This is a genomic window from Xanthomonas sp. F14 (assembly GCF_014199865.1).
In genome coordinates this window covers 620675-645860 of sequence record NZ_JACHOM010000003.1, presented here as the reverse complement: position 1 = coordinate 645860, position 25186 = coordinate 620675, and the positions used below count along the sequence as shown (strand labels likewise).

General features: G+C 64.7%; 11 protein-coding genes and 1 pseudogene. 7 read left to right on the top strand and 5 right to left on the bottom strand.

The window, feature by feature from the left end:
- The 3 genes from GGR73_RS14090 to GGR73_RS14080 form a co-directional block, all read left to right on the top strand.
- On the top strand, positions 1 to 567 hold a 567-nt coding region (locus tag GGR73_RS14090; protein ID WP_184457448.1), incomplete at its 5' end, for an HlyD family type I secretion periplasmic adaptor subunit.
- Between the two features lie 3 nt (positions 568 to 570).
- Positions 571 to 957, top strand: a complete 387-nt coding sequence (locus GGR73_RS14085; protein WP_184457446.1) for a hypothetical protein — start codon at positions 571 to 573, stop codon at positions 955 to 957.
- Between the two features lie 66 nt (positions 958 to 1023).
- Positions 1024 to 9345: a putative Ig domain-containing protein gene (locus GGR73_RS14080; RefSeq protein ID WP_184457444.1), complete on the top strand. Its 8322-nt coding sequence runs from the start codon at positions 1024 to 1026 to the stop codon at positions 9343 to 9345.
- Between the two features lie 274 nt (positions 9346 to 9619).
- On the opposite strand, the pseudogene GGR73_RS20335 reads toward GGR73_RS14080, so the two are convergent.
- Both GGR73_RS20335 and GGR73_RS14075 read right to left on the bottom strand, forming a co-directional pair.
- Positions 9620 to 9700, bottom strand: a pseudogene (locus GGR73_RS20335) (transposase); the annotation flags it as partial.
- 507 nt (positions 9701 to 10207) lie between these two features.
- A complete protein-coding gene (locus GGR73_RS14075; protein WP_024938247.1) occupies positions 10208 to 10549 on the bottom strand; it encodes an HPF/RaiA family ribosome-associated protein in 342 nt (113 codons plus the stop codon).
- A gap of 352 nt (positions 10550 to 10901) precedes the next feature.
- On the opposite strand from GGR73_RS14075, the gene GGR73_RS14070 reads away from it, so the two are divergent.
- Positions 10902 to 13325, top strand: a complete 2424-nt coding sequence (locus GGR73_RS14070) for a DUF3772 domain-containing protein (protein ID WP_456362974.1) — start codon at positions 10902 to 10904, stop codon at positions 13323 to 13325.
- Positions 13326 to 13625: 300 nt separating this feature from the next.
- Here the strand turns inward: GGR73_RS14070 and GGR73_RS14065 are convergent, their stop codons facing one another.
- Positions 13626 to 15734, bottom strand: coding sequence for a phosphoglycerol transferase I (locus tag GGR73_RS14065; RefSeq protein ID WP_184457442.1), 2109 nt, complete (start codon positions 15732 to 15734; stop codon positions 13626 to 13628).
- Positions 15735 to 16207: 473 nt separating this feature from the next.
- A complete protein-coding gene (locus GGR73_RS14060) occupies positions 16208 to 17932 on the bottom strand; it encodes an ABC1 kinase family protein (RefSeq protein WP_024938244.1) in 1725 nt (574 codons plus the stop codon).
- A 238-nt stretch (positions 17933 to 18170) separates the two neighbouring features.
- Here GGR73_RS14060 and GGR73_RS14055 point away from each other — a divergent pair, with 238 nt between their 5' ends.
- Positions 18171 to 19112, top strand: coding sequence for a DUF808 domain-containing protein (locus GGR73_RS14055; RefSeq protein ID WP_016901675.1), 942 nt, complete (start codon positions 18171 to 18173; stop codon positions 19110 to 19112).
- Between the two features lie 154 nt (positions 19113 to 19266).
- Here the strand turns inward: GGR73_RS14055 and GGR73_RS14050 are convergent, their stop codons facing one another.
- Positions 19267 to 20886 (bottom strand): GGDEF domain-containing protein, encoded by a 1620-nt coding sequence (locus tag GGR73_RS14050; RefSeq protein WP_184457440.1) that lies wholly within the window; start codon positions 20884 to 20886, stop codon positions 19267 to 19269.
- Between the two features lie 486 nt (positions 20887 to 21372).
- Here GGR73_RS14050 and glgA point away from each other — a divergent pair, with 486 nt between their 5' ends.
- Positions 21373 to 22956, top strand: coding sequence for a glycogen synthase GlgA (gene glgA / locus GGR73_RS14045; RefSeq protein WP_184457438.1), 1584 nt, complete (start codon positions 21373 to 21375; stop codon positions 22954 to 22956).
- Positions 22953 to 25184, top strand: a complete 2232-nt coding sequence (locus tag GGR73_RS14040) for a 1,4-alpha-glucan branching enzyme (RefSeq protein ID WP_184457436.1) — start codon at positions 22953 to 22955, stop codon at positions 25182 to 25184. Before glgA ends, GGR73_RS14040 begins: the two co-directional genes overlap by 4 nt.
- The last annotated feature ends 2 nt before the right edge of the window (positions 25185 to 25186 follow it).

The following is a 25186-nucleotide window of genomic DNA, read 5'->3' as shown; positions in this document are numbered from 1 at the left end:
GTGCTTGTCACCGACACACGCCAGCAGGCACTGGATGCCTTGCGCCAGGCAGGCGAGCAAGCCGGCCAGCTGACCCAGGACGTCGCCAAGACCGGACAGCGCGACAAGCTGATGGCCCTGCATGCGCCCGTCGACGGCACGATCCAGCAGCTGGCCGTCCACACCGTAGGCGGTGTAGTCACGCCCGCACAGCCGTTACTGGTCGTGGTGCCAGCCGAAGAAGCACTGGAGGTAGAAGTTACCGTCTTGAACAAGGACATCGGCTTCATGCGCCCGGGCCAACCGGTCACCGTCAAGGTCGACAGCTTCCCCTATACCCGCTACGGCTATCTGACCGGCACGGTCGCCAGCGTGTCCCACGATGCCGCACAAGACGAAAAGCTGGGCCTGGTATTCCCCGCCCGGGTGAAGCTGGAGCGGGCCACGCTGAACATCGATGGTCTAGGTGTGCGGTTGAATGCCGGGATGAGCCTTAGCGCAGAGATCAAGACGGGCAAGCGCCGGGTCATCGACTACCTGCTTAGTCCTCTGCAACAGCACACCACTGAAGCCTTGCGCGAGCGCTGACACATGCTGACCCTTTCGCTGATCTATGTGAGCATCGTGCTCGTGTCCGGAATGCTTGGCTGCGGATGCCGGCTGCGGGTGGCCGCACATCGCCTGGCAACCGAGTCGATCGACAGCCCGGCGAGGAGCACGCGCTGGACGAATCGATACCTATTCTTCAGCTTCTGGCACCTGTTTGTCTCCCTCTTCTCGCTCGCCTTCATGCTGCCTTTGATGGACCTCCTCATCAACCACGGCGTACCCGGCAGGGCCCTGCCAGGCCTGTATCTCTTGTTGTGCCTGCCGTTGGCCAGCGTCTGCTCCTGCATTGACCTGCGGCTTACACGCCGCTGCGATCCCCGGAAGCGGGCAGGGCGGCTTGCGCTTCGCAAGCGGCTGAGAGGGTCCTGATCCTTCTGAACGTCCAAGTGCTTCACTGGATTCCACCTAAACTCCAACCGCAAGGAACGCGTCGCCATGACCACGTCCAACAAGACCATCTACTTTATCCAGGGCGACCTGGACGCGCCGCCTCCACCAGAAAAGCCGGATTCGCCTGAAGCGATACGCTGGTTCCAGGAAGCTTACCTACTGGAGATGTCGCAATTTCTGCCGGATCCAGGCAAATTCCTGGAGGACTCGAGCAAGACGCTTACCGAAGAGACCGTCAAAGAGATGACGGAACTTCAGGTAAAGGCTGCACTGGAGAAAATCCAGGACAACATCGCCGCCAGTTCGGAGATGGAGCGCGCCAAGGCGGCTGCCATCGACTATGCGCGCATTTCAAAGCGCTGGAAGGAAATCGCGCTCAAGTCCAACAGTCCTCATGCAAATAAGGTGGCTAGCTATGCCGACTTTGTTGCCAATGAATACCGAGTGGGGTTGCAGCAGCTGCATGACGCGGCCTCCGACTCTACTAAGGCGATTCGGGGCGCCGCTCGTATCGGCAATGGACTGGGCAACTTCTTCCTGATTGCCGATATCGCCGGAGCGATCCAGAACGGCGCGACCGACCCGCGTGGCGTGGGTGGCGAGATCGCCGGCATTGTTGTTGGCGGAGCGGTGGTGAGCGCGCTGCTTAGTGTGGCCGGGGGCCTGGCCGGCATCCTTTCGACACCGCTGTGGTTTGCGGCGGGGTCGATCTTGCTGGTCCTCGCAGCCGGCTATGCCGCTACCCAACTGGGCGAGGCCGTGTGGGACTCGCTGATCAACGACAAGTTCTGGTCCTTCCTCGAATCGCAGGGATGGAGCGACGAGGTAGAGGCCCTCATTTCGTCGGTCGGTAAAGCCGTCGATCCATACGTGCCCGGTGACCCGGACGCTCCCGACAAGCCGCAGCTGGACCCCAGGTTCGTCAACGATGGCGAGATCGCCACCGGTAACACCCACGAGAACATTGTCGTTGGCAACGACGGCAAAAACGCGATCACGTTCCTGTACGGCCGCACGACGGCCTTCGGCAAGGGTGGCGATGACGAGTACACGCTCACCGACCAAGCAGTGGGCAATCAGATCATCGACGACAGCGAAGGCAACAACAAGCTGACGTTCGGCATTGTCGACATTGCAGGCGTGACCTACGAGAAGACCGGCGATAACCGCTACGCCTCGCCGGAGGACTACTTCACCCTCGTCTACAACGACCCGGGTGACGGCGGCCCTGGCACCCTCGTGGTCTCCTCCAAGCACTACGAGAATGCCACGGTTACCCTGCTCAACTGGAAGAACGGTGACTACGGGCTCACCCTTCCAGGTATGCCGACCGAGCCGGAACACCCGGTACCTTCCGGCCCGGGCACTGCCGAAGGCGACTATATCAATCCGGGTATCACCAGCGGAGACACCGGGCCGGTGACCATCCACGGACTCGGTGGTCGTGACATGATCTGGGGCGGTTCGAGCGCCAGCGACGACACGCTGTACGGTGGCGATGATGGCGACATCATCAATGGCCGAGGCGGCAAGGACGAGATATACGGCGACGGCGGCGACGACTTTATTTCTGGCTTCGGGGATGGATCAACGGTTCACGGTGGTGCCAGTGACGACGTCATCGACGCGCGGTTCAACTTTGGCTTCCAGTATTCTGCGGGCCCGGTCGCCGGGCTGACGCTGGCTGATGTTTGGCGTGACGTGGGGAAATATTTCACCTGGTCGCGGGGCAGTTCGTTTGCCGCGGGCGAAGACGGCGAATGGTTCGCGCCTGCCAGCTTCCCGCTCGGCGGAAACTTCGACTACAGCGAGGCCTCTTCATCTCCTGGCAAAACCTTTCGGTTCTTCAGGTCAGGAGTCACGCAGTACCGCCTGCTGTACTTCTCGCCGGGCCATCCGGATGGCCAACAGGCCGGCGGTGGCCTTTTCACTTTTGACGACAATCCCTACCTGCCCATCCTAGGCGCGACGCTCTTCGGCGGCGCCGGCAATGACAGCATCAATGGCGCCGAGGGCAACGACAACATCGATGGCGGCGACGACAATGATCTGCTGGCAGGCATGGGCGGCAACGACTCCATCAATGGGGGCGCAGGCGATGACCGCATTGCTGGCGGCAAGGGAGAGGACGTCCTTTCCGGCGGTGCGGGCGCAGACCAGATCCTAGGTGGGCTGGGGCGCGACGTCATTTCCGGCGGCGAAGGCAACGACAACATGTGGGGCGACAACGCACTGGACGAGCATTCCACGGTCGGCGAGGGTGACTACATCGATGGTGGAGCCGGCGATGACACCATTGCCGGCGAGGCAGGCGATGACATCCTGGACGGCGGCACCGGCGACGACACCCTCTCTGGCGGCGTCGGGGATGATGTGCTGCTGGGCCGGGACGGCAATGACAGCATCTCTGGCGGGGCCGGCAACGACGTGCTGATCGGACACGCAGGCAAGGACATCCTGCAGGGCGATGCCGGAAATGATTCGCTATCCGGCGGCGAGGATGACGACTCGCTGTCCGGCGGTGAGGGCAATGACGCTCTGGATGGCGGTGATGGCAATGACAACATGGCAGGCGATGCCGGCGACGATCGTCTGGATGGCGGCAAAGGCAACGACCACCTGTCGGGAGGGATCGGCAACGACCAGTTGTTCGGCGGTGAGGGCGCGGATACCCTCGATAGCGGGGAAGGCGCCGACACAGTCCAGGGCGGCGATGGCGCGGACTTCCTGTATGGTGGCGCGCACAATGACAGCCTGTACGGCGGTGCGGGCGACGACTACATTGACGGTGACGAGAACGCGGTCGCGGCTGGCAACCATGGGCGCGATGTGCTCGATGGTGGCGATGGCAATGATCTCATGCATGGCCAGGGCAACAATGACATCCTGTATGGCGGCGACGGTGACGACCGCTTGTACGGCGATGACTACGAGCGCCTCTACTCCGGCGATGACACCCTGTACGGCGGCAACGGCAACGACTTCCTGTTTGGCGGCGCCGGCAACGATGTCCTCAGTGGTGACGCGGGTGACGATGTCCTGGTCGGCGACGAGGGCGACGATCTCCTCAGCGGTGGCACCGGCAACAACCAGTACCAGTTCAGCCGCAGCTTCGGCAAGGACGTGATCACGCTCGTCCAGGACAGCCAGGATTGGGTGTTCTTCCTGGACGGCATCACCGCCGAAGACCTTGCCTATGCGCGCGACGAGGACGACCTGCTGGTCACCCTGGATGACAACCAGGTTCGCATCAAGGGCTACTTCAGCGGCACCACCCAGGTGCGTATCCAGACCGCCGACAACCAGGTGATCACGCGTGCGCAGATCGAGTCGGGCGCCTTCTACGGGGCAACCATTCTCGGTACCGGCGGCGACGACACGCTGATGGGAACGGAGGACGCTGACCGCCTGTATGGGCGAGGCGGTGAAGATGTGATCGACGGCAAGGGCGGCAAAGACCTGATTGATGGTGGCGACGGCAATGACACCCTGACTGACGGCGCAGGCAGCGACGTGGTGCTGGGCGGCGACGGTCATGACGTCATCACCCTCTGGAACGACGGCCTGGATGGTTCCGACGAGGTCGACGGTGGCCAGGGCAATGACACCTACAACGTGCTGCTGGGCTCGGGCATCGATTTCATCAGGAACCTGGCAGGCAATGCCGCAGGCGTGGACACGATCAACATGGTCGGCATCACGCGCAACATGGTGCACAACTTCACCCTGGAGGGGGACACGCTCACCCTGATGATCCTGGCCGGCGGTGCTTCGCCCAATGCGCAGCCCGATAACATCCTCGTGCTGGAGGGCTTCTTAGCGAGCGATGCCCATCGCATTGTCTTTGCCGACGGCATCGAGATGAAGCGTTCGGATTTCCAGATGGTGAGTTGGACGGGCAGCGACGGCGACGATGTCTACACCGGAACCAACCTGCCGGAATCCGTCACCGGCGGGCGTGGCAACGACGTGCTGTCCGGCGGCGGTGGCAATGACGTTCTCTCTGGCGGTGAGGGCGACGATCAGCTCGATGGAGGCGCGGGTAACGACGTACTGATTGACGGCACGGGCGTGGACATCGTCAGGGGCGGCGCCGGCGATGACCGCTTCATCACCGAAATCGACTTCGATCTCGACATGTTCATTGGTGGCGACGGCAACGATACTTACGAGTACCTAAACAACTTCAGCTGGAGCGCCTATCGTACCAGCAACAACGTCGCCGAGATCCAGGAACTGGCGGGCGGTGGCGTCGATACACTGCTCAGCAACCTGCTCGACACAGTGCTTCCGGACAATGTCGAGAACGCGAAGATCACCCAGTCCAGCTACTGGTACTCGTACAACACCGTCACCGGCAACAGCCAAGACAACGTGATCGAGATCATCGGCCGCACCTGGGGACCGGCCAGTCTCGCCTTTGTGCTGGATGGAAAGGGCGGCAGGGACACCTTCATCGGTGCCGAAACCAATGACACCTTCATCATCGACAGTTATGACGACATCATCATCGAAAGGAACCGCCTCAACCACGATTCGATCGATACCGTCCAGACCAACCTGAACTACTCCATTGAAGGCCGCGAGTTTCTCGAGAACCTGCGGCTGACGGGTGATGCCATCTACGGCACCGGCAACGACGACCACAACGTCATCGAGGGCCATCTTGCCAGCGGCGCCAACCAGCTGGTGGGCTTGGACGGCAATGACACCTACATCGTGACCCGGAAGGACGCCGTGATCGAGGCGGCCGGTGGCGGCAACGACACGGTGATCATTGCCGGATGGGACGAGATGACTCAGCACGGCATGTGGTTCTCGCTGGCCGACTACGCCAATGTCGAGAACCTGACATTGCGCAATGTGGACAACCAGCAGCCCTCGCACATCGTCCTGCGCGCGAACATCCAAGGCAACGACGAAGACAACATCCTGATCGGGAACATGTATGCCAACGAGATTCGCGGTGGCGGCGGAAATGACGTCCTGCGCGGCAATCAGTGGCTGGCCGAATTCAATCCCTATACGCAAGTGAATGAGCCGGATCGCCTGTATGGTGAAGACGGTGACGACACCCTGTATGCGTCGGTCTACGGTGCTGACCTTTACGGGGGGCGGGGCAATGACACGTTGTACGGATCGGAGTGGCAGAGCGGGCACGGCAGCCGCTCGGGCAATGACCGGTTCTACTATGAAGCGGGCGACGGCACCGACCGCATCATCTCGATCAACACTTACAACCATGACGACAGCGACGAGGTAATCTTCGGCGCCGGCATCCTCGCCGAGGACGTGGTGTGGACCCGCGACGGCCTGGACCTGATCGTCCAGCTCGGCACCGACGCCAACGACCGTATCATCGTGCAGGGCTACTGGGTGGACGACTCCAGCAACCCCGGCCAGACAAGGCTTCAGGGCGCGATCGATCGGTTCGTATTTGCCGATGGCAAAATCCGCCGCGGCGATCTTGACCAGCTGATCAGTGGCAACGAGCCGCCTGTGGCCAACACCTTCGAGTACAACGCAGAGCTCACGGTGGGGCAACCGTTCTCGCTGGCACTTCCTGCCGGGGCTTTCAGCGATGCGCCCGGCGACACGCTGACCTACTCCGTAAGTGGCCCACAGTGGCTTTCGGTGGACCCGGTCATGGGCACACTCAGCGGCATCGTACCTGCCGACGAGAGCGACTTCACCTTCGCCCTGACCGCTACCGACCAGCACGGTGCATCCGCATCTGCCTGGATATCGCTGCACGCGACCATCGTGATCCAGGGCGCCGCACAGGATGACGTGCTTGTCGGAACCTGGAAGCGTGAGCAGCTGATCGGCCTGGCCGGCAACGACCGCCTCGAAGGCAATGGCGGTGCCGATGTTCTGCGCGGCGGCAGTGGCAACGACACCTACGTCCTGCAGTGGGAAGATGGCGAACGCATCATCGAAGAGGCCAGTGAGGGTTTCGACACGGTGGAAAGCAGTCGCTACAGCTACACGGCCGATGCCAACATCGAGCAGATCGTGCTGGTCGAGGGATCACAGGCGACCGTCGCGATCGGGCGCGAGGGCGCACAGACGCTTGTCGGCAACAGCAACGACAACACGCTCGATGGCATGCAGGGCGCCGATGAGATGCGCGGCGGCACCGGCAACGATACCTACTATGTTGACGACGCAGGCGACGTGGTGGTGGAACTGGCTGGCGGAGGCGCCGATAGTGTCTACGCGCTGGTGAACACGACGCTTGCAGCCAATGTGGAGTACGGCTACGTGGCCGTCGACACCGGGCTTTCGCTGACCGGCAACGCCCTGGCCAACCGGCTCTACGGTAACGGCGGCAACGACACCCTCAACGGCGGCCTGGGTGCTGACGTGATGGAAGGCTACGACGGTGACGACACCTACTACTTCGATGACAGCGGAGACCGGGCAGTCGAGCAGGTCGGCATGGGCATCGACACCATCGTGCGAACGACCGGCTCCACCACCACCTTGACCAACAACATCGAGAACCTGCGCGTGACCGGCAGCGGCCAAGCCACCGGCAATGCGCTGGACAATCTCATCGAAGGCAGCGAAGCGGCCAATACCCTGCTTGGCCTTGCCGGTAACGACACGTTGAACGGACGCGGTGGTAACGACCAGCTGACCGGTGGCGCCGGCAATGACCGGCTGATTGGCGGCGCCGGCGACGATACCTATGTTATCGATGGCAGCTCTGGCAGCGACATCATCAACAACACCGGTGGCGGCAACGACACCCTGTTGGTGAATGGCGTGGCCAGCAGCCGGCTGTCGTTCAAGCGCGACGGCAACGACCTCCTGGTGCACATCGATGGCGCTACGATCGCAGCGGCACGCGTCAGCGGCCACTTCCTGGGCGGTGATGCCGGCATGGACGTTGTGCAAGCCAGCAACGCACGTTATACCGCAACGCAGATCGCACAGCTGATCAACAGCAGCAGTCCCGACCGGACCATCAATGGCACCGCCTCCGGAGAGCAACTGACTGGCGGGACTGGTAAGGATCTGATCGACGGACTGGGCGGTAACGACACCTTGTTGGGCATGGGCGGCAACGATACCTTGCGAGGTGGTGCCGGCAACGACACATTGTCCGGTGGCAGCGGCAATGGCACCGGCAGCGGTGACGACACGTTGGAGGGCGGCGCTGGCAACGACACACTGCGCGGCGAGGATGGCGATGACCTCATGCTGGGCGGCGCCAACGACGATACCTATGTATTCGGCAGCGGCCGCGATGTGATTGACAATACCGGAGGCGGTATCGACCGTCTGCAATTCCAAGATGGACAACCGGTCAGCAACCTACGATTCACCCGCGATGGGGATGACTTGGTGATTGCATTGGCCAGCGGCGCTAATAGCAGTGTGCGTGTGACCAAGCACTTCCTTGGCGGCGATTTCGCGTTGGATGTCCTACAGCCCGGTAGTGGCGCCCAGCTGGACACCGCAGCGATCAATGCCCGTGTGTCCAGCAGTGACGGAGAGGCCAATCCGGCCGACTATGCGCGCGTGCTGACCGGTACCGCCACGAACGATCAGCTGAGCGGCAATACAAGCAAGGAGCTGCTCCGCGGCCTGGCCGGCAACGACACCCTGTTTGGCATGCTCGGTGACGACCGCATCGAAGGCGGTGATGGCGATGATTTTCTGTGGGGTGGCAGCGGTTCTTTCGGCGGATCGGGCAACGACATGCTCTACGGTGGCGCGGGCAACGACACTCTCGTTGGCGAGGACGGCAACGACCTGTTGTTCGGTGGTACGGGTGACGATGTCTACACCTATCGTGAGGGCAATGGCGTGGACACCGTGAGTGTCGGTGGCGGCAGCGATTCCATCTTCATGGCTGGTATCGAGCGGACGCGTTTGAGCTTCCACCGCAACAGCGACGACCTGATCGTGCGAGTGGACGGCGACGCCAATCAGCAGGTGAGCGTGCTCAAGCACTTCCTGGGTAGCAACAACGCTCTGTGGATGATCCAGCCCGAAGATGGTGGACACGGCATTTCAGCGGCGGAGTTCGAAACATTGCTGACACCGATGCAAGCTGGCAATACCACGGCATCGGCTAGCCGTACCTCAGGCAGTAATCGTTTGATGGCTTCTGTGTCGACCGAGATTTTGGCCGTTGACTACACCAAGGATCCGCTGGCCATCACTGCGTCCCGACGTCCGGTGCGGCGTGCGGTATTGGCTGAGGTCAATCAGTTGGTCGATGCAATGGGCGTGTTTCAAACCGGTGCTGCGAATCTCGACGTCGGCTTGGTGCATGACGTAGAGGCTGGAGTTCTGGGCGGAGCAAGATCTTGGGTGGCGCAAAATGCCAGTAGTCGTTATCAGATCCAATAACTGGACTGGGTCGATGGCGTTTTAGGGGGCAGCACGCGCATGCGTGCTGCCCCCCCCGGGCAGTGAAGAAACGGTGTATGGCTTCTGGAAGCGCAGGTCCAGAAGTAGGTCGCAAAGTACGGCACATGCCAAGCGCTGTACCAAGATGAACTCAGCGGAGATCAGTACCAGCCACGGGCCTGCGATGGTGATGACCTTAACCGAGTTTGCTAACGGGCCGATGCAGCGAAGTTCCCAAAGGGAAGGATGGATACGGTGATGGGAGGGGGCGGTGGTGGCGCCGGCACATATCCTTGATGGCAATGCCGGCCTTTGCTTCGCGCAGCGAGCGGACGATCTGCTCTTCGATAAAAATGCTTCTTCACGTCCAATCTTCTTGGAGCAGGACTCCAAACCGAGGCGCTACTCAAAATTGGGGGCACGTCGCCTCTGGAAGTCCAAATACGACGGGATGGGGGGGCACTACCGTGCTAGGCGCGAGCTGTACGTCTATCTCTTCGGTGAACATCACAGATGGGGCAAAGCGTGAAGTATTACCGTTTAATGAGCTTGTTCGGCTGCGGTTTATCTTCATCTAGTTTGTCTAGTCTTGTATTTCTACATCCAAGATCTTCGGGGGCATTGATGCTGGCTGCTTTCAGATAAATCCCGTAAAACCATGATTTTATATGGATTATTGGAATCCATCCGGGCGCACCAGATCAAAACGCCATCGGCCCGCTGCAGTGACACTGCAGCGGGCCGATGGCGTTTCTGGATCAGGGGTTGGTGCCGGCTGATGTATCAATGCGTCATTGCGCTGCGGTGCCAACGATGCAACGGCTGGCAGGGGGCGCCTGGCGCCACCCTGCCCAGGCGCGGATCAGAGCGCTTCCGGCGGCGGTGTGGTGGCCTTGGCGTGCTGCTTGCCACGTGCGTGTTCGATAGCGGTGCGCAGCTTGCGTGCGGCGCCGGTGACGGCCGAGGCGGTGGTTTCGGCGCTATTGGTGGCTGCGATCGGCGGCAGGCCGGCGACGTGCGCCTCGATGCTGCAGGTTCGATCCGCTGCGCCGCCGCGCTGGCCGTTTTCATCGCGCAAATGCACTTCGACGCGGGTGATGTCGTTGGCGAAATGCGCCAGCTGGGCCGAGCAGGTCTTCTCGACATGCTGCACGACTGAGGGGTCATGCGGCACGTGCTTGTCGGTCTGGATCTGAATCTGCATAGAGTGTTCTCCTTCGCGGTCATCCGCTGCGTCTGCCGTAGCGGTGACTCGATTCTGCGACAGCGCACCGTTGCCGCGAGGTGACAAGCTGCACCGCGTTCATGCTCAGGTCGGGATGGCCGGACGGTGCATCCACTGCGACGGGCAGCGCTGTCACCGCAATCGCGAAAGAACCTGCGATCGCGCAGCAACAGCCGCTGCTGGCGAGCTCTGCCAGGCTGAACCCGCACGGCAGCGTCGATCCGCCTGGCTGGAAGCAGTGGATTAAGATGCCGGCACCGCGCTGGTTGCGCCTGTCCGATCTCTGCCTGTGTCCGAATTCCGAGTTGCCCTGGGTGCCCGTCGCGGCGTGTTGCAGCGTGTGCTGCTGCTGGTCGCGTTGTGGATGATGTGCGTGGGCGCCGCCGTGGCGCAGGACGACGACACGCTGCTGGAGACCACACAGACTCAGCTCGACAACATGCAGAAGGTGCTGACCCAGGCCGACGCGGGCATGGAGAAGGCCGATACCGAGCAACTCGGCAAGCTCACCGACGATGTCGCCGGCGCGCAGCGGCAGGCACAGGATCTGGTGCGCACGCTGGAGCAACCGCTCAAGGAGCTCAACGGGCGACTGGAGGGGCTCGGTGTCGCGGCGCCGAACGAACCGGCCGACCTGGCAAAACAGCGCAAGGCGCTGACCAAGGAGCGCGATCAGCTCAATGCCGAGTTCATCCGGGCCACGCTGCTGGTCTCCAATGCCAAGGACCTGGCCGACCGGCTCGAACGCGAGCGCGTGCAACGCTTCAGCGTGAAGCTCTCCACGCGGGTCGCCTCGCCGCTGTCGCCGACCTTGTGGAAACAGATCGGGCAGCAATGGCCCGACGATCGTGCCCGCCTGCAGGCCTTGTCCGACAAGACGGTGCAGATGGTGCAGGCCGGCATCGCCGCCAGCGGCGTGGGCGGGCTGATGACCGCTGCCGTCATCGCGTTGCTGCTGGCGCTTCCGCTGCGCATCTTCCTGCGCCACCTGGGGCGTCGTTATGCGGCCTCGCGTGCGCCCGGCGGACGCCTGCGACGCTCGGGCCTGGCACTGTGGTTTCTGCTGGTCGGCACGCTGACTCTGGGGATTGCGGCATTCGTGCTGGTCGAGGGCATCCGCGCGCTCGGCGAGCTGCCGGACGATCTGGACCAGTTGCTGACCGGATTCGTCGCCATCAGTGTGGTGGCTGCTTTCGTCGGTTCGCTCAGTGCCAGCCTGTTGATGAAACACCAGCCAAGCTGGCGCCTGTTCCCGTTGGACGATGCCACTGTCGACCGCCTGCGCGTGCATTGCCTGGCCACCGCGGCGGTGATCTGGTTCAGCGGCATGGCGATGAAGATCAACGAGGTGGCCGGCAGCAGCCCCGCACTGACCACCGCCACCGATGCGCTGGCCGCGTTGCTGTACGCGGGGTTGATCCTGTCGGCGCTGGCCGGGCTGAGCCTGTCCTTGCGCGCGCATGCGGCCAATGCCGGGGTGGCCGATCCGGACAGCGATGCGCCGCCGCCGGTGGTCTCGCGCGGTGGCGGCTTCATCGTGCTGATCCGCCTGCTGGGCCATCTGGCGGTGATCTTTGCGCTGATCGCGGCCTTGTTCGGCTATCTCAATCTGGCCTTGTTCGTGGAGCGGCAGATCATCTGGATCACCCTGGTGTGCAGCCTGCTCGGCCTGCTGGTGGTCTTTGCCGACGATCTGATGACCTGGCTGTTCAAGCCCGACGGCCGCTTCAGCCGGGCCTTGTCGCATGCGCTCAGCATCGGCAGCGGACGCCTGGTGCAGCTCGGGCTGCTGATATCGGCGGCAACCCGGGTGCTACTGGTGCTGCTGGGCATCGCGGTACTGCTGACGCCGTATGGCGCCAACATCAGCGTGGTCACCGACTGGGCGGAGAACATCGCCCACGGCATCACCATCGGCAAGGAGCTGGTGATCACCCCGGGCGATGTGCTCAGGGCGCTATGCGTGTTCCTGCTCGGCATGGGGCTGGTGCACGTGGTGCAGCAGTGGTTGCTCAACACCTATCTGCCCAAGACCGAGCTCGATGACGGTGCGCGCAATTCCATCAGTACGGTGGCGCGCTATCTGGGCTGGCTGATCGTGGTGGTGTGGGGCCTGACTGCATTGGGCCTGGATCTGAAGCGGCTTGCGCTGGTGTTGAGCGCGCTGTCGGTGGGTATCGGTTTCGGTCTGCAGGCGATCACGCAGAACTTCGTGTCGGGCCTGATCCTGCTGGCCGAGCGGCCGGTGAAGATCGGCGATTGGGTGCGTATCGGCGACCAGGAAGGCGACGTACGCAAGATCAGCGTGCGTGCGACCGAGATCCAGGTCGGCGACCGCTCCACCCTGATCGTGCCCAATTCGGAATTGATCACCAAGAGCGTGCGCAACATGACCCTGTCCAACCCGATGGGGCGGGTGCAGCTGCAGTTCTCGGTGCCACTGGAAACCGACGTGGCAAAGGTGCGCAACATGCTGCTGGAGCTGTTTGCCGAGCACACCAAGGTGCTGGCCGATCCGGCCCCCTCGGTGTTCATCGATTCGCTGGCCGGCGGGCACGTCAACTTCAATTCGTTCGCCTATGTGCGCAGCCCGCGCGATTCGTACGGGGTGCGCAGCGAGCTGTTCTTCGCGTTATTGCAGCGGATGGAAACGGCGGGGATTGCACTGCAATCGCCGCAGGAAATTCGCTTCAGCCGTGCAGGTGCCGCGGTGGCGCGCGATCCGGCCGATGGCACGCCTGCATCGGAAGATTGAGTCGACGCGTGGATGCAGCGCGTGGGAAGGGGCCCTGGTCGCACGCACAATGATCGAACAACGCGGGTCCTACTCTGCCTGCGCCATGCACACCGACCATCCCGATAGGTCCCTGCCTGCTTACCGTCGCGGGACCTTACGCGGCATGGATGCCGCGTAAGAGCCTACAGGGACGCACTTGCGGCGTGTCCTGCGAGGGTGGGTGGGCAAGGACCCCGCAGTCAGGCCGCAAATCGCACGCTTCGCCGTTGCTCTTGAGCTTTGCCTTCGCCGTTGCTTCATACAGGGCGACAGCCAGACTCAAGAGCGATCCGCGACCTGGGTCTGCTTCACCAGGGCCAGGTCGTCCACGCTGACGTCTTCGGTGTAGTCCAGCCAGGCGCGGATTTCCAGATCGTCCACCGCATGTTCCAGGCCCACCGGCATGCGGATGCGACCGGCCGCATCGGGCACCACCCATTGCTGGGCCAGCACCACCTTGCGCTCCGACGAGACTGCCTCCACCCAGAATGCACGCGTCGGCCGGCGCTTGGCATACAGCTCCAGCATGTAACGACCGGCCTCGGTCTTGCGCGCGGCCTGGGTGAGCATGATCGGCTGGCGCACGCGTGGGCGCGGGCCTTGCTGGCTGGCCTCCAGCGGCGCATCAACGGCGATGCCGCGGGTCAGGTCCGGGTCGCGATATAGCTTCATGCTCTGGTGGCGGTCGACCACCAAAGCGCACCAATCGCCATCGGCCGAGCCGTCCTCGAACGCCGTGCAGCGATCCACATAGGCCAGCGTGCCCTCGGTGTGGGTGCGGTCGAACTGGCGCGAGGTGTTTTCCAGATAGACGGTTTTGAGATTGGTGTCGTCGTCGTATTCCAGCAGCACCGGCGGGCGCACCTGCTGCACGCCCACCACCACATCGCCATTGCCGTTGACGCGCAGCATGCGGGTGCTGCGCCCGGTCCACAGCGTGCGCGCGTAAGCGAGATAGCGCGGATAGTCCTTGCCGCTGTCGCGGCTGGCCGCAACGCTGGCGCTGGGGGGCGCATCGTTGGCCAGCAGCGAGCGGCCAAAGCCCAGCGTGCGCATGCCCGGCTCCAGCAACTGCAGCAGCGTCGCCCCCGAATCCAGCGTGCTGCCGGCGCGCGTGACCACTTGCTGCGGGGCGATGTCCTTGCCCAGGAACAGCAGCAGATTTTCGCGCTTCTGCTTGGCCAGGACATCGCTGAGATCGTTGGGCATCGCCAGGTGATCGGAGGCGATCACGATGATGGTGTTCTTGCCGTAGCGGCTGTTGCGAATGCGTGCGACCAGCTCGCCGATCAGCCGGTCGCTGCACTTGAGCGCATGCAGTAGCCCGATGTCGCCCAACGCGCTGTCGTAGTGCTGGCCCTTGCACGCCAGCGGCAGATGGCCGGCAGGGTGGTGGGTGTCCATGGTCAGCGTGGTGAGCATGAACGGCTGGCCGGCGCGCGACAGCGTCTGGAAGCTGTCCCAGGCATCGTCCAGCAGCACGTCGTCATGCACGCCCCAGGCGGAAAAGTGGTTCGGCGCCACGCCCTTGTCGCGGAAGTAGCTGACGTCGTGCACCACATCGAAGCCATGGCTGGACAGGAAACTGCCCTTGCCGGCAAAGCTGGCATCGGCGCCACCGACATAGTGATTGCGGTAGCCCTGATCCTTGAGATAGTCGCCCAGGCAGCGCGCTTCGGGCAGGAACAGGCCCATGCGGCCCATGCTGTTTTCATCGCCGGGCGCGGTGGTCAGCGGCACGCCGCACATCGAGGCGACCATGCCGGCGATGGTCCAGCCGCTGCCCTCGGTGGAGGTGAGGTTGCGCACGTCCACCGCCTCGCTGGCCAGCGCGCGCAGGTTCGGCATCAGACCGGGGAACACGTCTTCGTCGAAGTAGGTGCGTTCCAGGCTCTCGCCGTAGATCCACACGATGTTCTTGCGCTTCTGCAAGGGCTGCTGCGGCACCAGGTATTCCGGTACCACGGTGGCGTAATCCACCGGGCGCAGCTGGTAGTACAGGCGCTTGCCGTCGCGGTACAAGGGGCTGACCGCGATGCTCACCAACAACATCACCACGAAGCCGCCGAATACCGCATTGCCTCCACGCGGGCGACGGAAACGCCGCATCCTGAGCAACACCAACGGGCTGAGCGACAGCAGCACCATGCCGATAAACACGGCGATATAGCCGGAGAAATCGCTGACGCCGGCGCCGTCCATGTCCGCGCGCAGGTGATACAGCGTGGCAGCATTGATGCCGTCGCCGCTGAGCCGATCCACCAGACCCCAGGCGCTGAGCAACAGCAGCAGCAATGACAACAATCCGGCCTTCAGCCACGCCAGACGCGGTGAGGCGACCAATAGCCAAAGCAGGAGCAACAGCGAAAACAACAACATCCAATGCATGCGGCAGCGTCCGTGGGGGAATGATGCGAGCGCGTACCGGACGCCTTGCTCGCCATGTCCTGTGCGCCACAGCCAATGTGACACCCGGATGACGGACTATGCCGCGCTGAAGCTGACTGAAATGTTTGTTGGAGTTGCGTGCTTGCCGTAGCGCGGCACAGCGTGCGCGGTGAGGATCAGCTGGTCGCGGTGGCGCTCGCCAAGGGAGCCACGGTTTCTGCACTCCGCATCTGCGCGGCTCTCGCACATCGGCGACGTCTCGATAACGCCACATCGCCCGATCCACTTTGATCGCTGGACGCGGCGGTCTTTGCATGCGACGCCGGTCAAGCCGCGTCGCGCCCGGGTGCGCTCCTACGCATGTGTGTGGCGCTATCGATGCCCGCGTTCTTCGCGTGGACGCGGCGGTCTTGGCAGGCGACACCGGGTAACGCCATGTCGCGCCCGGGTGCGCTCCTACGCGGGGTGTGGCGCTATCGATGCCCGCGTTCTTCGCGTGCACGCACGCGGCGGTCGAACAGCAGCGCGCTGAGCACGATGCCCAGGCCCAGCACGACGCCGAGCAGGAACAGCACCATCGCGATCGCCGGATAGCCCCACAGCTTCAAGCCGGTTTCGATACGCATCATCTGCGCCGAGGCCATGATCAGCGCCGCAGTCACGATGCCGGCCGCCACGCGGTTGGCGATCTTCTGCAGGCTTTCCATCAGATGCGATTCTTCCAGCCCGGTGACGCGCATCTGCAGGCGGTTTTCTGCCGCCAGCGACAGGATCTCGGACATGCGGCGCGGTCCTTCGCGCACCAGATGCTGCAGTTCCATCGCCTCGCTGGCCAGATTGGCCGCCGACAGGGATTTTTTCAGGCGCGCGCGCATCACATGCTGCAGGTGGCGCTCGACGATGCGACGCGTGTCCAGGTGCGGCGACAGCGTGCGGCACACGCCTTCCAGGTTCAACAAGGTCTTGCCGAGCAGGCTCAGCTCCGGCGGCGTGCGCAGGCCGTTGGCGGTGGCGATGCGCACCAGGTCCAGTACCACACGGCCCTCGGAGGTGGTGTCGTGCGCGGCGTAGCGGGCGATCATCTGCCCGGTTTCGCGCTGGTAGCGGTCTTCGTCGTAATCCTCCAGGCGCGTGCTCAGCGCGATGGTCTCTTCGGCGACCTCTTCGCCACGGCCGTCGACGGCGGCGAACAGCAGCTTGAGCAAGCGCTCGCGCAGGCGCGGCGGCACGTGCGCGACCATGCCCAGGTCGAAGATCGCCAGGCGCCCGTCCTGCAGCACGCGCAGGTTGCCCGGATGCGGGTCGGCGTGGATCTCGCCATGCACGAACATCTGGTCCAGGTAGCCCTTGACCAGTTCTGCGGCCAGCTTGTCCATCGGCTGCTCGGTGCGGCGCAGGCCGGAGATCTTGTCCACGCGCACGCCTTCGGCCAGCTGCATGGTCAGCACCTTGCGGCTGCTCAGGTCCCACACCGGTTGCGGAATCCACAACAGCGGAAACGGCTTGAGATGTTTGCCGAAGCGCACCAGCGTCTCGGCCTCGTCCTCGTAATTGAGCTCGGCGCGCAGGGTCTTGCCGAATTCGCCCAGCCAGTCGGCAAAGCGTACGCGCCGGCCGATGCCGGTCAGGCGGTCGGCGGCGGTGGCAAAACTCTTGAGCACGTCCAGATCCGAACGTACCTGGGCAGCGACTTCGGGCTTTTGCACCTTGACTGCCACCGGGGTGCCGTCGCGCAGGGCGGCGCGGTGCACCTGCGCCAGCGAGGCGCAGCCCAGCGGCACCGGATCGAAAAACGAGAACGCCTTGTTGACCGACACGCCGAGTTCTTCTTCGATGATCTGGCGGATGCGCTCCACCGGCACCGAACTGGTGTTCTCCTGCATGCGCTCCAGCGCCGTGGCGAACTCCGGCGGCACGATGTCCGGCCGCGTGGACAGCATCTGGCCGAGCTTGACGAAGGTGGGACCGAGCGCTTCCAGGTCGGAGACGAACTGGTCGGGCGTGCCTTCGGCGGGCACTTCGTACTCGTTGATCGCAGCCGGATCCAGGTTCATGCCGGCAAACACGCCCGACCCGCGATACCGCAGCAACAGGCGCAGGATCTGCGTGCGACGGCTCATGCCGCCCACCACGCCGGTGTCGGCGGGGATCGCGGCCTGGGCCGGTGTGCGGTACGGGTCGTTCGGACTCAAGGCCATCTCCGGCGGTCGTGCAAGAGCGCGAGTGTGGCCAGCGGCGGGTCGTCGGGCGGTGAATCCAGACAAGCGGCTACGGCGCGGTCGTGTGCGGCGAGGCCGACGGGCATGGCCGAATCATGCGGTCGGCGGGCGTCGGGATCGCGCACCAACGGTCGGCAACGGCGTGCAACCGCCTGCCATCACCCCATACGGGCGCAGGATCGGCGAGAATCCACCGCCACTCACGAAGGACCCCCGCATGGCCGGTGCCAGCCTGTTCACCCTGCTCGACGACATCGCCACGCTGCTGGACGACGTTTCCATCCTGACCAAGGTCGCGGCCAAGAAGACCGCCGGCGTCCTGGGCGACGACCTGGCGCTCAATGCGCAGCAGGTCACCGGCGTCACCGCCGACCGCGAGTTGCCGGTGGTGTGGGCGGTGGCCAAGGGCTCGCTGATGAACAAGGTGATCCTGGTGCCGGCGGCACTGGCGATCAGCGCCCTGGAGGCCTGGCTGCGCGGGCGCGGCTACAACGTGCCGCTGGTGATGCCGCTGATGATGATCGGCGGTGCCTACCTGTGCTTCGAGGGCGTGGAGAAGCTGGCGCACAAGTTCCTGCACAACCAGGACGAGGAAGCGCAGCGGCATGCCGAGCGCACCCGCGCGCTGGCCGACCAGAACGTGGACGTGGTGGCGCTGGAAAAGGACAAGGTCAAGGGCGCGATCCGCACCGACTTCATCCTGTCGGCGGAGATCATCGTGCTGTCGCTGGGCGTGGTGGCCGGGGTGTCGTTCGGCCAGCAGGTCGCGGTGCTGGTGGCGATCGCCCTGGCGATGACCATCGGTGTGTACGGTCTGGTCGCGGCCATCGTCAAGCTGGACGACCTGGGCCTGTACCTGAGCAAGAAGGGCGCGGCGTTGGCGGCCCTGGGCCGCGGCATCCTGGTGGCCGCGCCGTGGCTGATGAAGTTCCTGTCGGTGGCCGGCACGCTGGCGATGTTCCTGGTCGGCGGCGGCATCCTGGTGCACAACATCCCGGCGCTGCATCACCTGGTGCAGGACCTGGCCAAGTCGGCCGGCGGCATGGGCTGGCTGGTCGATGCACTGGGCAACATGCTGGTCGGCGTGGTTGCCGGTGCGATCGTGCTGGGCGCGGTGATGCTGTTCCAGAAGCTGCGCGGTAAGCCGGCGGCGCACTGACGCCGTCCCGCGGCTGGCCAGGGGAGCCCCTGGTCGCCGCACGGAAGCGGTTGGTCGTAGTGGGGCCCGGCGGCAACCGAAAGACCGGCGGCGCCTCTGCGTCGTGCGTCGGTGATCCAGTCCGGCCGGTCGATGCGGCAGGCCGCGTTCGCGGCTAGCCGGCGCTGATCACCCGATTCTTGCCGGCCGCCTTGGCGTCGTACATGGCGCGGTCGGCACGGCGGATCACATCGTCCTGGGCCTCGTCGAGATGGCGCAGTGCCACGCCGCCGCTGAAGCTGACGAACACGCGCACGTCCTCGTGCAGCAACGAGCGCTGGGCCAGTGCGCGCTGCAGGCGGATCACCGCCGCGCTGGCTTCGAAGATGGTGGAGTCCGGCAACAGCAGCACGAACTCCTCGCCGCCGAAGCGGGCGATGGCGTCGGTGGTGCGCAGCACCGACTTGGCCACGTCCACGGTGTGGCGCAGCGCGGCGTCGCCACCGGCGTGGCCGTGGGTCTCGTTGAGGCGGCGGAAGTCGTCCAGATCCAGCATCGCCACGCACAAGGGTTGCCCGCCGCGCTGGGTGCGTGCGGCCTCACGCTGGAACAGTTCCTCGAAGCCACGGCGGTTCAGCGCGCCGGTCAGCTGGTCTTCGCGCACCAGCCCGGCCACGTCCTTGAGTTCCTGTTCGAGCGAGGCGATGCGCTGCTCGGCGTCCTCGACCTGGCGGCGTGCGGCCAGCAGCTCGTCGCGTGCGGCCAGCGCCTGCGCCTGCACCCCGGCAGTGTCCTGCAGCACGTCCTGCAACAGCCGGTTGAGGTCGGGAATGCTGCGAGCGTCGCCGATCGCCTGCGAATAGCCGGCAACGCGATCGTGGTACTCGCCGGTGCTGGTGGCCATGCCGTCGAGCCGGTCGACGAAGGACACCATCATCTCGCGCATCGCGGTCTTGGAGTCGGCAATGCCTTGCTTGAGCAGGCCTTGCTTGTAGATGACCTCGCGCAAGGTGCCGCGTGCCTGTTCGATCGAGCTGACATCCAGCGGCCCGGAGATCAACTGCCGCACCACCGAGATCTGGCCCTGCAGCCAGCTGCGATCGTCGAGCAGTTCGCCGACGTTCTCCAACAGCAGGTCGAACAGGCCGAGCAGCAGGTTCTGCTGCTCGCTGGCATCTTCGGCACGCAGGCCGATCTGATGACTGAGTTCGCGCAGGCGCTGTTCCAGCGTGATCAGCTCATGGCCGGGGCGCCAGTGGCGCAGTGCCGATGCCAGGGTCTGCGCTTCCTCGGCCAGTTCCGGGCTGCGTTGCAGCAGCGTGGCCAGGGCATTGCCCAGCGCGTGCCGCAGCAGGTCGCGCAGTTGTTCGGCTTCGGTGCGTCCTTCGGCCAGCGAGTCGCCGGTATCGATGGTGCGGATGTACTTGTCGATCAGTTGCCGCAGGGTGCGGCCGTAGCCGGGCCAGTCGCCGGCCGCATAGGCTGCGCTCAGGCGCACGCCCATGTCGCCGAGTTCGCCATGCAGGCTGGTGATGCCTTCGGCGAAGGCCAGCAGCAAGGCCTCCGGATGCGCGGCATGCGAGAACAGGCGCATCAACAGGGCGGTGGCGGCCGCCGGGTCGTGCGCGCCGGACTTGTTCTTGGCCGGCACCAGCTGATGCGCGGCCAGGCCATGCCCGCCGCCGATCACGCTGGGCAGGGCGGCGGCCGGGCGCGCGCTGTCCGCGCCGCCCCAGGGCAACAGGCGGCGCAGCCCGCCACGTGGGCGGCTTGGGAGTTCAGGCTGGTCTGCCATGCGCCGGGGTCTCGGAAAGTCGTGGTGCCATTGCGGGTTATCGGCGCGCGGGCGTCGCGCTTAAGCGGTCTGGGCAGGTCTGCGCAGTTCCGGCAGGCAGCCCCAATGCCAGGCAGTGGACGACAGCGGTCCTGCGTGCGCGGCTGAACAAGTCATGCGGGTGATGGCGGGCGCCGCCGTCGTTGCCCGCTTTCGGTGCGTTTCAACCACCGCGCACCACGGCAGGGATGTCATCGCACTGCAATGCGCCGCTTATGCCTTTAGAGCTACGCAACCATGCGCAAGGGAATGTAGATGTCGCAGAAAAGTCAGCACGTATTCACGCATATTTTATTTGCCCGGGGTGTAGATTCGTCCCAAGGACAACGTGGAGTACGCGCGTTGGCCCCGCTCCTCATTCGTAGCAGGTCGTCTGGCTGAATCGGCAGATGATGGTTGTCGCTTCGCTGTTTTTCCGTCTCCACCCACCTTACGACGGACGTTTAGATGGTTGCCATGATGCCGCTTCACGCTACTACCGCACGCTTAGAGCGCAGCACGATGCTCCCGACTCTGAAGAAGAGCGGGCGACCGCGTGATGCGCGTGGCCGCTTCATTCGCCATCACGAGCGCCTGCCGGTGTCGCCGGCCGATACCCGCGGCGCCTTGTTCGTGGTGTCGGAGATGGCGGACTTCATCAAGGCGGGCGGTCTGGGCGATGTGGCTGCGGCGCTGCCACGCGCGCTGCGCCATCGCTACGACATCCGTGTGCTGATCCCCGGCTACCGGGCGGTGCTGGCGCGGGCGGGCAAGGTGGAGATCGTCGGCCGGGTGCTGGCGCATGCCGCACTGCCGGCCTGCGACATCGGCCGCATCGTGCAATCGGACGGGCTGCCGATCTACATCCTGCTGTCCAAGGAATTGTTCGAACGCGACGGCTCGCCCTACGTGAGCACCAGCGGCTCGGAATTCGAAGACAACGCGATCCGCTTTGCCACCTTGTCGCATGCCGCTGCGCAGATCGCCGCCGGCCATGCCGGACTGGGCTGGAAGCCGCGCCTGCTGCACCTCAACGACTGGCCGTGCGCACTGGCTGCCGCCTATGTGCGCTGGTCCGGCGGCACCACGCCGTGCCTGTTGACCATCCATAACCTGGCCTACCAGGGCCTGGTGCCGTATTCGATGGCCGCCGCGCTGGGCATCCCGGCCGAGCGTGTGGCCGAGCTGGAGTTCTACGGGCAGATGTCGTTCCTGCGCGGCGGCATCGTGCATGCCGACCACGTCAACACGGTCAGCGTCAGCTATGCCCAGCAGATCACCGGCCCGGCGCAGGGCTGTGGCCTGGACCGCCTGCTGGCCGGCCGCGCCGCCAAGGGCGCGTTGACCGGCATCGTCAACGGCATCGACGCCAGCTGGGACCCGCGTACCGACGAATATCTGGACACGCACTTCAGCGTCAATCAGTGGCAGGGCCGTCAGGCCAACGCGGCGCAGGTGCGCAAGGCCTTCGGGCTGCGCGAGAGCACCGGCCCGCTGTTCGCGGTGGTGTCGCGGCTGGTGCACCAGAAGGGCCTGGACCTGATCTGCGAGGTCGCCCCGCAGATCGTGGCGGCCGGCGGCCAGATCGCGGTGATCGGCGGTGGCGAGCCGGAGATCGAGCAACAGGTCGCCGAGCTGACCCGGCGCTATCCGGGCCAGGTCGGTGCCTTCATCGGCTTTGAAGAGGGCCTGGCGCGGCGCATGTTCGCCGGTGCCGACTTCCTGCTGATGCCATCGCGCTTCGAGCCGTGCGGCTTGAGCCAGATGTATGCACAACGCTTTGGCTGCCTGCCGATCGCGCACGCCACCGGTGGTCTGATCGACACGGTGGATGACGGCGTCACCGGCTTTTTGTTCCAGCACGCCAGCGTGGAAGCGTTGCGCCGCTGCCTGGAGCGCGCATTCCGCACCTTCCGCCTGCCAAGCCTGCTGTCGGCGATGCGCCGCGCGGCGATGCTGCGTCCCAGTGGTTGGGATGTGGCGGGCAAGAAATACCTCTCGCTGTACGAACGCACCGCCGCAACCGCCCCCGCGCTTGCGACGGTGTCATGAGCGAACGGCTGGGCGTGCAGGGGCAGGAGACGGAAGCGACGGCGGTGACCATGGATGGGATGTCGGATCTGGTGCAGAGCGTGCAGGCGCTGGCCGATGGCCTGCCTGCCGATGCATTCGCGGTATTGGGCCCGCATTCCCAGGCAGACGGCCGCCGGCTGGTGCGCGTGCTGGCGCCCGGTGCCGAGGCGATGGGCCTGATCGATCCACGCGGCAAGTTGCTGGCGCGCATGCAGGCTGGCCCGGTCGATGGCGTTTTCGAGGGCACGCTGGCGGTCGAAGGCCCGTATCGGCTGCGCATCGTGTGGCCGGATGTGGTGCAGGAGATCGAAGACCCCTACGCCTTTGCCGCCACGCTGGACGAATCCACCCTGCTGCAGATCGCTGCCGGCGATGGCCAGGCGTTGCGCCGTGCCCTGGGTGCCCAGCACCTGCACTGCGACGACGTGCCCGGGGTGCGCTTTGCGGTGTGGGCGCCGCATGCGCAACGCGTGGCGGTGGTGGGCGATTTCAATGGCTGGGACGTGCGCCGGCACCCGATGCGCCCGCGCATCGGCGGGTTCTGGGAGCTGTTCCTGCCGCGTGTGGAAGCCGGCACGCGTTACAAGTACGCCATCACCGCTGCCGATGGCCGTGTGCTGCTCAAGGCCGACCCGGTGGCGCGCCAGAGCGAATTGCCGCCGGCCACCGCCTCGGTGGTGCCGGGCGCGGCAGCGTTTGCCTGGACCGACGCCGCCTGGATGGCCGCGCGCGATGCCAGTGCCGCGCCGGCGCCACTGTCGATCTATGAGGTGCATGCCGCGTCCTGGCGGCGCGATGGGCACAACCAGCCGCTGGACTGGCCAGGGCTGGCCGCACAGCTAATCCCCTATGTGCAGCAGCTCGGTTTCACCCATATCGAGTTGCTGCCGATCACCGAACATCCGTTCGGCGGCTCCTGGGGCTATCAACCTTTGGGGCTGTACGCACCGACCGCGCGCCACGGCAGCCCGGATGGCTTTGCCCAGTTCGTCGATGCCTGTCATCGCGCCGGCATCGGCGTGATCCTGGACTGGGTCAGCGCACACTTTCCCGATGATGCACACGGCCTGGCGCAGTTCGACGGCGCCGCGTTGTACGAGCATGCCGACCCGCGCGAAGGCATGCATCGCGACTGGAACACGCTGATCTACAACTACGGCCGCCCCGAAGTGATCGCCTACCTGCTGGGCAGCGCGCTGGAGTGGATCGACCACTACCACCTCGACGGCCTGCGCGTGGATGCAGTGGCCTCGATGCTGTATCGCGACTATGGCCGTGCCGAAGGCGAGTGGGTGCCCAACGCGCATGGCGGCCGCGAGAATCTGGAAGCGGTCGCCTTCCTGCGCCAGCTCAACAGCGAGATTGCCACGCGCTTTCCCGGTGTGCTGAGCATCGCCGAAGAGTCCACCGCCTGGCCGGGCGTGACCGCGCCGACCAGCGAGGGCGGACTGGGCTTCACCCACAAATGGAACATGGGCTGGATGCACGACACGCTGGGCTACATGCAGCGCGATCCGGCCGAGCGCGCGCAGCATCATAGCCAGCTCACCTTCGGCCTGGTGTACGCATTCTCCGAACGTTTCGTGCTGCCGCTCTCGCACGACGAAGTGGTGCACGGCAGTGGCGGCCTGCTCGGGCAGATGCCCGGCGACGACTGGCGGCGCTTTGCCAACCTGCGCGCCTACCTGGCGTTGATGTGGGCGCATCCTGGCGACAAGCTGCTGTTCATGGGCGCCGAGTTCGGCCAGTGGAACGACTGGAATCACGATCAATCGCTGGACTGGCATCTGCTCGACGGCGCCGCGCATCGCGGTGTGCAGCAACTGGTCGGCGATCTCAATGCCACCTTGCGTCGCGTGCCGGCGCTGTACCGCGGTACGCATCGCGCCGACGGCTTCGACTGGAGCGTGGCCGACGATGCGCGCAACAGCGTACTGGCGTTCATCCGCCACGATCCCGATGGCGGCGCACCCTTGCTGGCGGTGAGCAACCTCACCCCGCAACCGCACCACGACTATCGCGTTGGCGTGCCGCGTGCCGGCGGCTGGCGCGAAATCCTCAACACCGACAGTGCCCATTACGGTGGCAGCAACCTCGGCAACAGCGGTCGCCTGGCGACCGAGCCGATGGGCATGCACGGGCACGCACAACGCCTGCGCCTGACCCTACCGCCGCTGGCCACGATCTATTTGCAAGCGGAGAAATAAGA

Excerpts from the sequence above, each read along its gene's own strand:
- GGR73_RS14085 (WP_184457446.1), top strand. The coding sequence starts at position 571 with ATGCTGACCCTTTCGCTGATCTATGTGAGCATCGTGCTCGTGTCCGGA.
- GGR73_RS14080 (WP_184457444.1), top strand. The coding sequence starts at position 1,024 with ATGACCACGTCCAACAAGACCATCTACTTTATCCAGGGCGACCTGGAC.
- GGR73_RS14075 (WP_024938247.1), bottom strand. The coding sequence starts at position 10,549 with ATGCAGATTCAGATCCAGACCGACAAGCACGTGCCGCATGACCCCTCA.
- GGR73_RS14065 (WP_184457442.1), bottom strand. The coding sequence starts at position 15,734 with ATGCATTGGATGTTGTTGTTTTCGCTGTTGCTCCTGCTTTGGCTATTG.
- GGR73_RS14060 (WP_024938244.1), bottom strand. The coding sequence starts at position 17,932 with ATGGCCTTGAGTCCGAACGACCCGTACCGCACACCGGCCCAGGCCGCG.
- GGR73_RS14055 (WP_016901675.1), top strand. The coding sequence starts at position 18,171 with ATGGCCGGTGCCAGCCTGTTCACCCTGCTCGACGACATCGCCACGCTG.
- GGR73_RS14050 (WP_184457440.1), bottom strand. The coding sequence starts at position 20,886 with ATGGCAGACCAGCCTGAACTCCCAAGCCGCCCACGTGGCGGGCTGCGC.
- glgA (WP_184457438.1), top strand. The coding sequence starts at position 21,373 with ATGGTTGCCATGATGCCGCTTCACGCTACTACCGCACGCTTAGAGCGC.
- GGR73_RS14040 (WP_184457436.1), top strand. The coding sequence starts at position 22,953 with ATGAGCGAACGGCTGGGCGTGCAGGGGCAGGAGACGGAAGCGACGGCG.